This window comes from Nocardia sp. NPDC047654, assembly GCF_043205035.1.
Lineage (GTDB): Bacteria > Actinomycetota > Actinomycetes > Mycobacteriales > Mycobacteriaceae > Nocardia.
Window position 1 is genome coordinate 213,297 of record NZ_JBIDDF010000004.1, and the last position, 13,443, is coordinate 226,739.

A 13,443-nucleotide genomic window follows, 5' to 3' on the forward strand; every position below is an offset into this window, starting at 1 on the left:
TTGCCGTGGATGCAGTATTCCCCTGAGTCACGATATCGAGTAGAACAGGTTCTAACTCTGGTGGCAAGCAGTTGACTGGAAAGGGGTCCGGTGTGAGGTTCGGATTGCAACTCGGGTACTGGATGGCCCAGCCGCCCGCGAACGCGGGGGAGTTGGTGGCGGCGGCCGAGGAAGCCGGGTTCGACGCCGTGTTCGCCGCCGAGTCGTGGGGGTCGGACGCCTTCGGCCCGCTCACCTGGTGGGGCTCGTCGACGCGGCGGGTGCGCCTCGGCACGTCGGTGGTGCAGATGTCGGCGCGCACGCCCGCGGCGACGGCCATGCACGCGCTCACCCTCGATCACCTCAGCGGTGGCCGCGCGATCCTGGGCCTGGGCGTCTCGGGTCCGCAGGTGGTGGAAGGCTGGTACGGCCAGCCGTTCGCCAAGCCGTTGCAGCGCACCCGTGAGTACGTCGGGATCGTGCGTCAGGTGCTGGCCCGGCAGGGGCCGGTCACCAACGACGGCCCGCACTACCCGCTGCCCTACACCGGGCCGGGCTCGATCGGGCTCGGTAAGCCGCTGAAGCCGATCGTGCATCCGCTACGTGCGGATCTGCCGATCTGGCTGGGCGCTGAGGGGCCGAAGAACGTCGCGCTCACCGCCGAGATCGCCGATGGCTGGCTGGCCATCTATTACGCGCCACGGCTGGCCGGGATGTACAACGACTGGCTCGACGAGGGCTTCGCGCGGGCAGGGGCGCGGCGTAGCCGGGACGATTTCGAGATCGCCGCCAGTTGTCAGGTGGTGATCACCGACGACCCGGCGAGTGAGCTCGAGCGGATGCGCTGGATCATGGCGCTCTACATCGGCGGCATGGGCGCGCCCGAGCTGAACTTCCACGCCCAGGTCTACCGGCGGATGGGATACGAGCGCGAGGTCGACGAGATCGGCCGGCTGTTCCAGTCCGGCAAGAAGGCCGAGGCGGCGGCGGTGGTGCCGGACGAGCTGATTCTGGACACCGCGATCATCGGCGACGAGGAGCATGTCCGCAAGCAGCTGCGGGTCTGGGAGTCCGCGGGCGTCACCATGATGCTGGTGTCGGTTCCCGATGTCGCGCAATTGCATCGGCTGGCCCCCCTTGTCGAACAGTAGAACACGTTCTAGATTCAATGGGGTGACTGCCTCACCCGCCCCGTCGGCTCCGCCTCCTCACCATCCCCCCGCGCAGGAGTCAGTGAAAATTCTCGGTCTGTGGAACATCGCCGAAGCCGAGCCCGATCGGATCGCGATGGTCGATCCCTGGGGCCGGGAGGTGACGTATCGCGAATTGGCCACGCTCGCCAATCGCTACGCCACCGGCCTGCGTGGGCTCGGCCTGAAAACCGGTGACGTGCTGGTGAGCATGGTGCACAACTGCGTGGAGGCGATCGCGGCGTATTTCGCGGCCTACCAGTCCGGGTTGTACATCGTCGCGGTGAACTGGCATCTCACCGGTCCGGAGGTCGCCTACATATTGGCCGACAGCGAGGCGAAGGCGTTCATCGCCAGCGATCGCTTCGCCGCCGCCGCCCAGGCCGCCGCCGACGAGGCGGGGCTGCCCGCGACGGCGCGCTTCGCGGTGGGCGAGATCGAGGGTTTCAAGTCGGTGGCCTGGCTCGGCGCCGCGGACACCGGGCGTCCGTCCGACCGCAGCACGGGCGCCCCCATGCTCTACACCTCCGGAACCACCGGGCGGCCCAAGGGAGTACGGCGGCCGCTCACCGGCGCGGACCCCGATGTCGTCCCGCCGCACACCACCGCGTTCTTCGGCCTGTTCGAGCTCGCGCCCTACGACGACCACGTGCACATCTGCGGCTCGCCGCTGTATCACACGGCGGTGCTGAACTTCGCCACCATCTCGATCCAGCTGGGCCACAAGCTCGTTCTGATGGATCGCTGGGACGCCGAGGACATGCTGCGGCTGATCGACAAGCACCGAGTGACGCACAGTCACATGGTGCCCACCCAGTTCCACCGCCTGCTGGCCCTGCCGGAGGAGGTGCGCGCCAAGTACGACGTGTCCTCGCTGCGCAGCATGGTGCACGGCGCGGCCCCCTGCCCGCAGGAGACCAAGCGGCAGATGCTCGAGTGGTGGGGGCCGACGGTCACCGAGTACTACGCGGCCACCGAGGGCGGCGGCACGGTGATCAACGGCGCAGAGTGGCTGCGCAAGCCGGGCTCGGTCGGCAAGGCGTGGCCGTGGTCGGTGATCAAGGTGCTCAGCGAGGAAGACGGCTCCGAGGTGCCCGCCGGCGAGACCGGCCTGGTGTACATGCGGATGGGCGCTTCGAGTTTCGAGTACCACCACGACAAGGCCAAGACCGACGACTCGCGCGTCGGTGACCTGTTCACCGTCGGGGATATCGGGCACCTCGACGAGGACGGCTACCTCTACCTGCACGACCGGCGCTCGGACCTCATCCTGTCCGGCGGCGTGAACATCTACCCGGCGGAGGTCGAGAACGTCTTGATCACCCACCCGAAGGTCGTCGACGTAGCGGTTTTCGGTGTGCCGCATCCGGATTGGGGCCAGGAGGTGAAGGCGGTCGTGCAGCCGGCCGCCGGAGCGGAGGGCGGCGACGCGCTCACCGAGGAACTGCTGGCCTTCGCCGCCACGCAATTGGCGAAGTACAAGATGCCCAAGTCGATCGACTATCTGCCGGAACTGCCGCGCGACCCGAACGGGAAGCTCTACAAGCGCAAGCTGCGTGAACGGTACATCCCCGCGTCCTGAGGGGTGCCGCCGGACAAGATCGGACGGAAAAGTCCGTTTCGGGTCCGGCGGAGACGAGGCGGCTGTGTAGCCGGTCCGCTGGGGCTGCGACCCGCCGCGCGGCGACGCCGAAAGCGAATGCGCCCTTCACGAAGGGCGCATTCGCGCGTTCGGGGTCAGATGCTTTCGCGCAGTTCGGGCGCGAGGCCGAAGAGCGGGAACAGCTTCTCGGTGTCGAGGAAGAAGTTCAGCCCGGCGATGGTGTCGCCGTCGAGTTCCAGCACGGTGATCGACCACGGCACCCACACGCCCGGCTCGTCGCCCGGCTTGTAGTGGCCGAAGGCGGGTAAGCCGTTGGCGCCCTCCAGGCGGACCAGCCGCGAATCGCGGCAAGCGCTTCCGTGGCCGAGCATGAACGCGGCCACGTTCTCCGGGCCCGAGATCCACAGCTCGATCGGCGGCATGGACAGTGCCACATCCGCTTTCAACAGGGTGGTGAGGGTGTCCATGTCGTAGGACTCGAACGCCTTGACGAAGTTGTCCACCAGTCTGCGCTGATCCTCGTCGGACTCGTCGAAGGTGTCGGTGGCCGCGGGCTGGACCTTGGACATGGTCGCGCGCGCCCGTTGCAGCGCGCTGTTGACCGACGCGGGCGACATGGTGAGCGCCTCGGCGGTCTCGTTGGCGGAGAAGCGCAGGACCTCGCGCATGATCAGGATCGCGCGCTGGGTGGCGGGCAGATGCTGGCAGGCCGCGACGAAGGCCAGGCGCAGGGTGTCTTTCGCGCTGGCGTGATCGGCCGGATCGGCGCCGAAGGCCAGCGCGTTCGGGATGGGCTCGATCCACACGTAGTCCGGCTGCGGTGCAGGCAGCGGCGAATCCGGCCGCGACGGACCGGACAGGTCCATCGGCCTGGCCCGGCGCTGCGGGCCGTCGAGCATGTCCAGGCAGACGTTCGTGGTGATCTTGTACAGCCAGGAGCGGAGGCTGGCGCGGCCCTCGAACGAGTCGTAGGACTTCCACGCCCTGGTCAGGGTCTCCTGCACCGCGTCCTCCGCTTCGAACGAGGAACCGAGCATGCGGTAGGCGTACGCGCACAGCTCTCTGCGATGGGTCTCGAACGCGGCGAGCACCTCGGGAGCGAGGCCGGCGGAGGAGCCGGGCGAGTCGTTCATGCGTGTCACCATGCCACAGGCCACCGACACAGAACAGGACCGCGAACTCGGGGGCGGCGCTGATCAAGATCGATAAACCTGCCCGGCGTGTGGGATGCGACACCGACGCTTCCGCGATGAGTTCGCCGTCCGGGGCACGTCCTATCCAGTGACACGAACGGACTTGCTCGAGAGGAAGAGGCCATGAGCAGCAAGATGATCTTCATCAATCTCCCGGTCGACGATCTGAACCGGTCGAAGGCGTTCTACGAGGCGCTGGGCTGGAAGGTCGACCAGGAGTTCACCGACGACAACGCGGCCTGCATCGTGGTCGACGACAACATCTGCCTGATGCTGCTCATCAAGGATTTCTTCACCACCTTCAGCAAGCGGCCGGTGGCCGATACCAAGACGGCGATCAACGCCGCGTACGCGCTCGCGCTCGGCAGCGCCGAAGAGGTCGACAGCCTGACCGAAGCCGCTGTCGCGGCGGGCGCGACCGAAGAGGTGAACGAGGACAAGCGGGCGCAGGAGGCGCAGGTCGGCATGCATGGCCGCACCTTCATCGACCCGGACGGCCACCAGTGGGAGTCGTTCTGGATGGACTACCCGGGCGCCAACTGAGCCCGGCGAGGGGTCGCCCCCGATGCGGGTGCGCATCGGGGGCGTCGGGCTCCGCCGGGATTCTCAGTTTCCGGTGAAAGAGGGCTTGCGCTTCTCCGCGAACGCCCGCGGCCCTTCTTTGGCGTCCGCCGAGCGGAACACCGACATGCCGAGCTTGGCGTCGATCTCGAAGGCGTCCTCTTCCGGCATGGCTTCCGTCTCCCGGATGGTGCGCAGGATGGCCTGCACGGCGAGGGGTCCGTTGGCGGCGATCTGCCCCGCGATCTCCAGCGCCTTGACCAGTGCGGTGCCGTCCGGGACGACGTGCCCGATCAGGCCGATCTCCTTGGCCTCGGCGGCGGTGAGGTGCCGGCCGGTGAGCAGGATTTCCGCGGCAACGGTGTAGGGGATCTGGCGGACCAGCCGCACCGCCGAGCCGCCCAGCGGGAACAGGCCCCACCGTGCCTCGGACACACCGAATTTCGCGCTCTCCCCGGCCACCCGGATGTCGGTGCCCTGCAGGATCTCGGTACCGCCCGCGATGGCCGGGCCCTCGACCGCCGCGATCAGCGGCTTGGTCAGCCTGCGGCCCTTGAGCAGCGCCTCCAGCTTGGCCGGATTCCAGCCGCCGCCCTCGATGGTGTCGCCGGGGTGCTCGGAGGTCATGCCCTTGAGATCGGCGCCCGCGCAGAACGCCCCGCCCGCGCCGGTCAGGATCGCGACCCGGATCTCCGGATCCTCGTCCACCTGATTCCAGGCGTCTTTCATGATCGCCATCATCTCCCCCGACAGCGCGTTGCGCGCCTCGGGCCGGTTCATGGTGACGATGAGGACATGGTCGCGCTTCTCGACGAGACAGTGCGGCATCGCTGATTCTCCTGACTTCGAGCCTTGTCAGAAACAGTAACACGTTCTATTTTTATGGCTGTGAGCTACAACATAGCGGACCTTGTCGAACATGCCATCGACCTGATGCCCGACCGCGTCGCGCTGGCCGACGACGGCCGCGAGGTCACCTACGCCCAGTTGGAGGAGCGGGCCAATAAACTCGCTCACTACCTGCAAGAACAGGGAGTCCGGCCGGGTGACAAGGTGGGTATCTACTCACGCAACACGATCGAGGCCGTCGAGGCCATGGTCGCGATCTTCAAGGCGCGGGCCGTGATGATCAACGTGAACTTCCGATATGTCGAGAACGAGTTGCAGTACATCTTCGACAACTCGGACATGGTCGCGCTGATCCATGAGCGGCGCTACAGCGACAAGGTCGCTGCCGTCCGGGCGAAGACGCCGCAACTGCGCACGGTCGTCGTCGTTGACGACGATACGACCGGCACGATCGCCACCGCAGCCGATTCGGTGGATTACGAGACGGTGCTCGCGCAGTCCTCGGGCGAGCGCGACTTCGGCGAGCGTTCCCCGGACGACCTGTACATGGTCTACACCGGCGGAACCACCGGCATGCCCAAAGGCGTGATGTGGCGTCAGGAGGACGTCTGGCGCGTGCTCGGCGCGGGCATCAACTTCATCACCGGCGAATACGTCCAGGACGAATGGGAATTGGCGAAGGTCGGCGCGGGCAGCCCGCCGATGGTGCGGTTCCCGATCCCGCCGATGATCCACGGCGGCGCGCAGTGGGCCACGTTCCACAGCCTGTTCGGCGGCGGTAAAGCCGTGATGATCCCGGAGTTCTCCGGGCACGGCGTGTGGCGGGCGATCGACAAGCACAAGATCAACCTGATCTTCATCACCGGTGACGCGATGGCGCGCCCGATGCTCGACGCGCTCATCGAAGGCAACCCGGAGACCGGTCAGCCCTACGACCTCTCCAGCCTGTACGTGATGGCCAGCAGCGCGGCGCTGTTCTCGCCCTCGCTCAAGGACCAGTTCCTCGAGCTGCTGCCCAACCGGATGATCTCCGATTCGATCGGCTCCTCGGAGACCGGTTTCGGCGGTATCGCCATCGTGGCCAAGGGCGCGACGCACACCGGCGGGCCGCGGGTGAAGATCGACGCTTCCACCGATGTGCTCGACGAGAACGGCAATCCGGTGCGGCCCGGCTCCGGTGAGGTCGGCATCCTGGCCCGCCGCGGGCACATCCCGCTCGGCTACTACAAGGACGAGGCGAAGACCGCCGCGACCTTCAAGGAGTTCAACGGGATCCGCTACGCCATCCCCGGCGACTACGCGCGCGTCGAGGAGGACGGCACGGTCACCATGCTCGGCCGCGGTTCGGTCAGCATCAACAGCGGCGGCGAGAAGATCTACCCCGAGGAGGTCGAGGGCGCGCTCAAGACGCACCCCGAGATCTTCGACGCGCTGGTGGTGGGCATCGAGGACGAGCGCTGGGGCCAGCGGGTGGTCGCGGTCGTGCAATGCCGCGGCGCGTCCCGCCCCACCCTGGAGGAGCTGCGCCCCATGCTCACCCAGGAGATCGCGCCCTACAAACTGCCCCGCAGCCTGTGGTTCGTCGACGAGATCAAGCGCTCCCCGGCGGGCAAGCCCGACTACCGCTGGGCCAAGGAGCAAACCCAGTCCCGCCCCGCCGACGACCACACGGTGGCGAGCGCGAAGTAGGAACCCGGCCCCATGGTCGGCCATCGTTCGTCGGACAGTGGCCGACCATGTGCAGCTTCACTCCGTTGTTCCGGGCCGGGAGACCTCGGTGAATTCCTCCGGGTCGAACGGCCCGGTCAGTCGGCGCGCGAGTTCCGGCTGAGCGTAGATCTCGGCGGTACTGCGCCAAGCGATCAGATCGCGGGCGAACGGGATGAACAGTCCGGTGTCGGCCCCGGCGATCAACTGATCCAGCAGTTCGGTCACTGCTTCGGTGCGACCGGTCTCGGGCAACCATTTCAGCCACGGGAGTTCTTCGGCGGACCTCCTCCGCGAGAGATCTGTTCGACCGGGCGATGATGGCGAGGGTACGGGCGAGCAGTCGCGTCGCCGTCTCCTTGGCCTCGAAGCGCTCGGAGCGCGACAGCACCAGATTCTCGGTGTCCCGGCGCTCCAGGATGACGTCGGCGTCGTCCGGCTCGCTCGGGCATCGCGGAACTTCAGCGGTTGGCGAGTTCGGCCAGCTGGTAGGCGAGGCGGTGGCGGAAGGCGGGGATGCGGGACAGGGTGGTGAGGATCAGGTTGCGCGCGGTGCGGGCGGGGCGGCGGCGCAGGGTCGCCATCTTGGTCATGCGGTCGGTGAACGAGACGACGCCGAGGGCCACGGGGCGGCGGGTGGTCTCGTACTCGTCCAGCAGGGTGTCGGGCTCGCCCGCGATGACTCGCGCCAGCAACGGGCCGAGGGCGGCGGCGTCCTGGATGCCGGTGTTCATGCCCTGCCCGCCTGCCGGGCTGTGCACGTGCGCGGCGTCGCCCGCGAGCAGGATGCGGCCGTTGCGGTAGTGGTCGGCGACCCGGTGATGCACGCGGAAGCGTGAGCTCCACAGCACCTCGCGAACCCGCACCGCGCCGCCGGGGCCGCGGGCGTCCAGGAGGGCCTGGATCTGTGCTGCGGTCGAGTGCTCGGGCGCGGTTTCCAGAGTGGCGACCACGCGGTAGCGGTTCGGCTCGGCCTCGTCGGGCAGCGGCGCGACCACGGTGACACCCTCCGGTGAAAGGTGCAGGGCCACCTCGTCGCGCGCGATCGGCCAGTCCATCCGCACATCGGCGAGAACGAAGGACTCCGGGTACGACGCGCCGGTGAATCCGATGCCCGCTTGCTCGCGGACGACGCTGTGCATGCCGTCGGTGCCGACGACGTAGTCGGCGCGGATGCTGCCGGCGGTGCCCGCGGCGTCGGTGTATTCGACCGTGACGCCGTCGCCATTCTGGGCGACCCGGCTGACCTGGTAGGGCCGCCGCACGTCACCGCCCGCCTTCCGCAGCCGCTTCAGCAGCACCGCCTCGGTGGTGTCCTGCGGCGTCATCAGGGTGTAGGGGTAGCGCGTCGGGAGACCGTCGAAGTCGATGGTGGCCAAGGTTTTGCCGCCGTCGTGGACGGTGAAGCGCGCGACGATGTCGCCGGTCGCGACCAATTCGTCGGCGATGCCGAGTTCCTCGAGCACCTCGAGCGTCCTGGCGTGCACGACCGCCGCGCGGGACGTGTTCGCGCCTTCGCTCTGCCGGTCGAGCAGGACGAAATCCACACCCGCGTCGGCCAGCGTGATGGCGGCGGTCAGCCCGGCGGGTCCTGCGCCGACGATCACGACGGAAGCGGTGGCGGGCAGCGGGTTCGGTGTGGCGTTCATCGGAACTCCTCATGTCAACGTTTGTAGGCCAACGTTTGTTGGCACAACCGTAGCCCCACTCCGGCTAGGAAGTCAACAGTTGTTGGCCTACACTCGTTGGCATGACCGTAGAGCCTGATCAAGCCCCCGCCCGCCGCTCGGACGCGACGCGTGCGGCGATTCTGGACGCGGCGCGCGCGCGGTTCGCCGCCGAGGGATTCCGCAAGGCGACCATTCGCGCCATCGCCGCCGACGCGGATATCGACCCATCCATGGTCATGCGGTATTTCGGCAGTAAAGACGGGCTCTTCGCAGCTGCGGTCGACGTCCGGTTGGATCTGCCCGACCTCGGGTCAGCCGAGCCGGACACTCTGGGGGAGCTGCTGGTGCGCCGCTTCTTCGAGATCTGGGAAGAGCAGCCGAACAAGGAGGTGCTGCTGACCCTGCTGCGCTCCTCGATCACCGACGAGGCGGTCGCCGAACGCGTCCGCGCCATCTTCGCCCAGCAGATCCTGCCCGCCGTCCTGCGTTTCGGCGACCCCGCCGACGCTCCCCGCCGGGGCGGCCTGATCGTCACCCAGATGCTCGGCCTCGCCCTGTGCCGCTATGTCCTGCGCCTGCCCCCGGTCGTCGCCCTGACCCGCGACCAGATCGTCGCCGAGGTCGGCCCCACCCTCCAGCGCTACCTGACGTCGATCCCAGCAGACTGAAAGCGCGGTACGTTCGACTCATGGCCGACCTCGATCCCCGCTACTCTGCGCCGCGGCGAGACGGCTGCGCCCGCGTTCAGGACACCGGCGCGAATGCGATCGACTCGCGCCGCGCAGCTTTCGAAGACGCAGCCGGGCGTGTGCTGCGGGTCAGCGGCGAGCTGAACCGGCGACTGGTCTGAGCGCAACGCGATTCGGCCCGCATGGCATGGTGCCGTGCGGGCCGAATGTGCTCGGGTGCGGTTACGTGGCCAGCAGCGCGCCGAGGGCGCGCAGGTGGTCGGTGCTCGCGCCGAGGGCGAACTCGTTGTGTTTGGCGGCGGTGAAGTAGTTGTGCGCGATGTGGTCGCGGTCGATGCCGACGCCGCCGTGCACGTGGACCACGGTGTGGGCGACGCGATGGCCCGCGTCGGCGGCCCAGAACTTGGCGGTGTGCACCGCCTCGGCGGCGGGCAGGTCCTCCGACAGCAGCCACGCCGCCTGGGTGACCGCCAGGCGCAGGCCCTGCACGTCGATGTAGGCGTCGGCGAGCCGTTGGGCGACGGCCTGGAAGCTGCCGACCGCCTTGCCGAACTGCTCGCGCTCCCTGGCGTACTCGGCGACCAGCTCGAGCGCCCGTTCCAGGGTGCCGAGCTGGAGGGCGCTCAGGCCGAGCCAGGCACGGGTGAGGATCCAGTCCAGGATCTCCGCCCCGTCGGCCACGGCCCCGATCAGTTCGGCGGGCGCATCGGTGAACTCGACCGCGAACTCCGGGCTGCGGTCGACCACCTGCTGCGCGGTCACCGTCGCCACCGCGGGATCGACCAGGAACACCGCGGTGGTTCCCGAGACCGTGGCGGGCACCAGGATCCGCTCGGCCCGGTTCGCGAAGGGCACGGTGGTCTTGGCGCCGGTCAGCCGCCAGCCGTCGGCGGTCTCGACCGCGCTGGTGGTCGGCGCGGCGGGTTCCCAGTTGCGCTCCTCGGCCGGCGCCACCGTGAGGATGACGCTGCCCGCGCCCGCCCGCGTGGCCAGATCCTGTTGCGCCGCATCGCCGAACCGTGCCAGCGCACCCGCGCCGAGCACGATCGACCACAGGTACGGCACGGCCGCGAGGTGCTTGCCCAGCTCGCGCAGGACGGCGGTCTGCTCGAGCGAACCGAGGTCGCTGCCGCCGACCGATTCGGGCAGCGCCGCCGCGAGCACGCCGGTCTCGGCCAGCGAACTCCACAGCGGCCGGTCGAATCGCTCTTCGGCAGTATCGAGTTCGCGCAACCGGTCTGCGGTGACCAATTTCCCGCACACCTCGCCGGTCAGCCGGCCGAGATCGAGTTGGGCTTCGGTGGGGGTGAAATCCATGGTGTTTCTCAGCTTTCGTCAGCGCGCGGCGGCAGGCTGCTTCAGGGCGGTCATGGCGATGATGTCGCGCTGCACCTCGTTGGTGCCGCCGCCGAAGGTGAGGATGAGCGCGGCGCGGTGCATCCGCTCCAGCCGGCCGCGCAATTGCGCGCCCGGGGAGTCCTGGCGCAGGTAGGCCTGCGGGCCGAGCACCTCCATGAGTGACCGGTAGGCCTCGGTGGCCAGCTCGGTGCCGTACACCTTGCAGGCGGAGGCGTCCCACGGACGCGGAGCCGCGTCGCCGCCCGCGTCGGCCCGGCTGGCGATCTCCCAGTTCAGCAGCTTGAGGTATTCCACCTTGGCGTGCACCTTGGCCAGGATGAGCTGCACCCATTCGCGGTCGATCACGCGGGAGCCGTCGCTCGCCTTGGTCTCGCGCGCCCATTCGACGGTCTGGCGCAGCGCCAGCGCCAGCGGCGCGGCCGAGGTGAGCGCGACGCGCTCGTGGTTGAGCTGGTTGGTGATCAGCGCCCAGCCACCGTTCTCCTGACCCACCAGCGCGCTCGCGGGCACGCGAACGTCCTGGTAGTAGGTGGCGCTGGTGTCCGGCCCCGCCATGGTGTGCACCGGCGTCCACGAGAAGCCCTCAGCGGTGGTCGGCACGATGAGCATGCTGATGCCCTTGTGCTTCTTGGCGCTCGGATCGGTGCGCACGGCCAGCCAGACGTAGTCGGCGTAGGCGATCAGGCTGGTCCACATCTTCTGGCCGTTGATCACGTAGTCGTCGCCGTCGCGCACCGCGGTGGTGCGCAGGCTGGCCAGGTCGGTGCCGGCGCCCGGCTCGGAGTAGCCGATGGAGAAGTGCAGTTCACCGGCCGCGATCTTGGGCAGGAAGAACTTCTTCTGTTCCTCGCTGCCGTAGTGCATGATCGTCGGCGCGACGGAGTTGATGGTCAGGAACGGCACCGGCGCGCCGGCGATCGCCGCCTCGTCCGTGAAGATCAGCTGGTCCATGGTGGGGCGGTCCTGGCCGCCGTATTCCTCGGGCCAGCCCAGCGCCAGCCAGCCGTCGTGGCCCATCTGCTGCACCACCTCGCGGTACACATTGCCCTGCCCGTACTCGCCGGTCTGCGCGCTCAGGGCCTCCCTGCGCTCAGGGGTGATGAGTCGCGCGAAGTAGTCGCGCAACTCCGCGCGCAGCTGCTCCTGTTGCGGCGTGTACGCAATGCGCATGGCGAAACCTCTCGGCGGGGTGGGTGGGACGAGCCTTCGTCGGATCGGGTTTCCCCGATCATTGCATATGGACTGAAACATGTTCCAGTATTGATAGCGAATCCCCCCGATGACGCCCCAGTGGAGCGGATCGGCTTGTTAGGCTTCGGCCAGAGTGGTGGTAAAGGAGTTGCCATGAAGATCAGTGTCGATCCAGACCAGTGCGAAGCGAATGGAATCTGTGTCGGAATCGCCCCCGACGTGTTCGAACTCGATGACGAGGACGTCCTGCACATCGCGAACGCGGACGTGCCCCCCGATCGGCTCGCCGATGTCGAGGACGCCGTCGCGCAATGTCCGAAGGCGGCGTTGCGGTTGCAGTGAGCGATGCTTGCCGTAAGTTGGAACACGTTCTAGAGTCGGCCGCGTGAGCAATGATCTGAGCCTTGCGGGCCGTGTAGCGATCGTGACCGGCGGCGGCGCCGGACTTGGGCGGGCCGAAGCGCTCGCGCTGGCCGGAGCAGGTGCGTCGGTGGTGGTCAACGACCTCGCGGAGTCGGAGGCGGTCGCGAACACGCTCGGTGAGATCCGGGCGCTGGGCGCCAAGGCGGAGTTCGTCGCGGGCAGCATCGCCGAGCGCGCGACCGCCGACGCGCTGATCCGCACCGCCGAGGAGTCGTTCGGATCGGTCGACATCGTGGTCAACAACGCGGGCATCACCCGCGACCGGATGCTGTTCAACATGTCCGACGAGGACTTCGACGCGGTGCTCGCGGTGCATCTGCGCGGCCATTTCCTGCTCTCGCGCAACGCCGCCGCCTATTGGCGGGGCAAGTCGAAGCAGGCGGGCGCGCCGGTCTACGGCAGGCTGATCAACACCTCCTCGGAGGCCGGATTGCTCGGCCCGGAGGGGCAGGCCAACTACGGGGCCGCGAAGGCGGGCATCACCGCGCTGACCCTCTCGGCCGCCCGGGCCCTGTCTCGCTTCGGCGTGCGCGCGAACGCGATCGCGCCGCGGGCGCGCACCGCGATGACCGAGGCGGTGTTCAGCCCCGCCCCGGACGGCGAGGCCGACCCGCTCTCGCCCGACCACGTGGCCCGGCTGGTCGCCTATCTGGCCTCGCCTGCGGCCGACGCGGTCAACGGACAGCTGTTCGTCGTCTACGGGGGGATGGTGGCGCTCATGGCGGCGCCGGTCGTGGAACGCCGGTTCGACGCGGCCGCGGGGGAGTGGTCGGCGCAGGATCTGGCCGACACGCTGGGCGGCTACTTCGCCGATCGCCCGGAGGGGCGCACCTTCTCGGCGTCTTCGCTGGCCGAGCTCGGCTGAGTCGCGGCGGCCCGCCGCGGGTGCGCTACTGATCAGCTGTCCAACTGTTGATCATGGGATCGGCGCTTGGTAGACATAGGGACGGGTTATGTCCTACCTCACAAAGGTGGGATCATCACCCGATGACACCGGTTTCAAATTTATATGCCGACTTTTCGGGAAAT

General features: G+C 68.3%; 14 protein-coding genes. 8 read left to right on the forward strand and 6 right to left on the reverse strand.

Annotated features, from left to right (window positions below; genetic code table 11):
- The first annotated feature begins 92 nt into the window (after positions 1–92).
- Positions 93–1,130: an LLM class F420-dependent oxidoreductase gene (locus ACGF7Y_RS16695; RefSeq protein ID WP_393234463.1), complete on the forward strand. Its 1,038-nt coding sequence runs from the start codon at positions 93–95 to the stop codon at positions 1,128–1,130.
- A gap of 82 nt (positions 1,131–1,212) precedes the next feature.
- Positions 1,213–2,751, forward strand: coding sequence for an acyl-CoA synthetase (locus ACGF7Y_RS16700; RefSeq protein ID WP_393234466.1), 1,539 nt, complete (start codon positions 1,213–1,215; stop codon positions 2,749–2,751).
- A gap of 155 nt (positions 2,752–2,906) precedes the next feature.
- Here the strand turns inward: ACGF7Y_RS16700 and ACGF7Y_RS16705 are convergent, their stop codons facing one another.
- Entirely contained in the window at positions 2,907–3,905 is a 999-nt protein-coding gene (locus ACGF7Y_RS16705; RefSeq protein WP_040864632.1) for a sigma-70 family RNA polymerase sigma factor, read from the reverse strand.
- Positions 3,906–4,088: 183 nt separating this feature from the next.
- On the opposite strand from ACGF7Y_RS16705, the gene ACGF7Y_RS16710 reads away from it, so the two are divergent.
- On the forward strand, positions 4,089–4,508 hold the full coding sequence (locus ACGF7Y_RS16710; RefSeq protein ID WP_393234469.1) for a VOC family protein: 420 nt from the start codon (positions 4,089–4,091) through the stop codon (positions 4,506–4,508).
- A 63-nt stretch (positions 4,509–4,571) separates the two neighbouring features.
- Here the strand turns inward: ACGF7Y_RS16710 and ACGF7Y_RS16715 are convergent, their stop codons facing one another.
- On the reverse strand, positions 4,572–5,354 hold the full coding sequence (locus tag ACGF7Y_RS16715; RefSeq protein WP_393234472.1) for a crotonase/enoyl-CoA hydratase family protein: 783 nt from the start codon (positions 5,352–5,354) through the stop codon (positions 4,572–4,574).
- Positions 5,355–5,414: 60 nt separating this feature from the next.
- Here ACGF7Y_RS16715 and ACGF7Y_RS16720 point away from each other — a divergent pair, with 60 nt between their 5' ends.
- Positions 5,415–7,064, forward strand: a complete 1,650-nt coding sequence (locus ACGF7Y_RS16720) for an acyl-CoA synthetase (protein ID WP_357953320.1) — start codon at positions 5,415–5,417, stop codon at positions 7,062–7,064.
- 57 nt (positions 7,065–7,121) lie between these two features.
- Here ACGF7Y_RS16720 and ACGF7Y_RS16725 read toward each other — a convergent pair whose 3' ends face one another.
- Positions 7,122–7,337 (reverse strand): hypothetical protein, encoded by a 216-nt coding sequence (locus ACGF7Y_RS16725; protein ID WP_393234475.1) that lies wholly within the window; start codon positions 7,335–7,337, stop codon positions 7,122–7,124.
- A 206-nt stretch (positions 7,338–7,543) separates the two neighbouring features.
- Positions 7,544–8,731, reverse strand: a complete 1,188-nt coding sequence (locus tag ACGF7Y_RS16730) for an FAD-dependent monooxygenase (RefSeq protein ID WP_393234478.1) — start codon at positions 8,729–8,731, stop codon at positions 7,544–7,546.
- 101 nt (positions 8,732–8,832) lie between these two features.
- Here ACGF7Y_RS16730 and ACGF7Y_RS16735 point away from each other — a divergent pair, with 101 nt between their 5' ends.
- Both ACGF7Y_RS16735 and ACGF7Y_RS16740 read left to right on the forward strand, forming a co-directional pair.
- Positions 8,833–9,420, forward strand: a complete 588-nt coding sequence (locus tag ACGF7Y_RS16735) for a TetR/AcrR family transcriptional regulator (protein ID WP_393234481.1) — start codon at positions 8,833–8,835, stop codon at positions 9,418–9,420.
- A gap of 20 nt (positions 9,421–9,440) precedes the next feature.
- Complete coding sequence (locus ACGF7Y_RS16740; RefSeq protein ID WP_393234484.1) at positions 9,441–9,602, forward strand: hypothetical protein; 162 nt, start codon at positions 9,441–9,443, stop codon at positions 9,600–9,602.
- A gap of 61 nt (positions 9,603–9,663) precedes the next feature.
- Here the strand turns inward: ACGF7Y_RS16740 and ACGF7Y_RS16745 are convergent, their stop codons facing one another.
- Positions 9,664–10,758, reverse strand: a complete 1,095-nt coding sequence (locus tag ACGF7Y_RS16745; RefSeq protein WP_393234487.1) for an acyl-CoA dehydrogenase family protein — start codon at positions 10,756–10,758, stop codon at positions 9,664–9,666.
- An 18-nt stretch (positions 10,759–10,776) separates the two neighbouring features.
- A complete protein-coding gene (locus ACGF7Y_RS16750; protein ID WP_393234490.1) occupies positions 10,777–11,970 on the reverse strand; it encodes an acyl-CoA dehydrogenase family protein in 1,194 nt (397 codons plus the stop codon).
- Between the two features lie 174 nt (positions 11,971–12,144).
- Between ACGF7Y_RS16750 and ACGF7Y_RS16755 the strand changes: the two genes are divergently transcribed.
- Positions 12,145–12,333, forward strand: a complete 189-nt coding sequence (locus tag ACGF7Y_RS16755; protein ID WP_040864641.1) for a ferredoxin — start codon at positions 12,145–12,147, stop codon at positions 12,331–12,333.
- A gap of 43 nt (positions 12,334–12,376) precedes the next feature.
- Positions 12,377–13,279, forward strand: coding sequence for a 3-oxoacyl-ACP reductase (locus ACGF7Y_RS16760; RefSeq protein ID WP_393234493.1), 903 nt, complete (start codon positions 12,377–12,379; stop codon positions 13,277–13,279).
- The last annotated feature ends 164 nt before the right edge of the window (positions 13,280–13,443 follow it).

Excerpts from the sequence above, each read along its gene's own strand:
- ACGF7Y_RS16740 (WP_393234484.1), top strand. The coding sequence starts at position 9,441 with ATGGCCGACCTCGATCCCCGCTACTCTGCGCCGCGGCGAGACGGCTGC.
- ACGF7Y_RS16750 (WP_393234490.1), bottom strand. The coding sequence starts at position 11,970 with ATGCGCATTGCGTACACGCCGCAACAGGAGCAGCTGCGCGCGGAGTTG.
- ACGF7Y_RS16710 (WP_393234469.1), top strand. The coding sequence starts at position 4,089 with ATGAGCAGCAAGATGATCTTCATCAATCTCCCGGTCGACGATCTGAAC.
- ACGF7Y_RS16755 (WP_040864641.1), top strand. The coding sequence starts at position 12,145 with ATGAAGATCAGTGTCGATCCAGACCAGTGCGAAGCGAATGGAATCTGT.
- ACGF7Y_RS16735 (WP_393234481.1), top strand. The coding sequence starts at position 8,833 with ATGACCGTAGAGCCTGATCAAGCCCCCGCCCGCCGCTCGGACGCGACG.
- ACGF7Y_RS16745 (WP_393234487.1), bottom strand. The coding sequence starts at position 10,758 with ATGGATTTCACCCCCACCGAAGCCCAACTCGATCTCGGCCGGCTGACC.
- ACGF7Y_RS16730 (WP_393234478.1), bottom strand. The coding sequence starts at position 8,731 with ATGAACGCCACACCGAACCCGCTGCCCGCCACCGCTTCCGTCGTGATC.
- ACGF7Y_RS16705 (WP_040864632.1), bottom strand. The coding sequence starts at position 3,905 with ATGAACGACTCGCCCGGCTCCTCCGCCGGCCTCGCTCCCGAGGTGCTC.
- ACGF7Y_RS16715 (WP_393234472.1), bottom strand. The coding sequence starts at position 5,354 with ATGCCGCACTGTCTCGTCGAGAAGCGCGACCATGTCCTCATCGTCACC.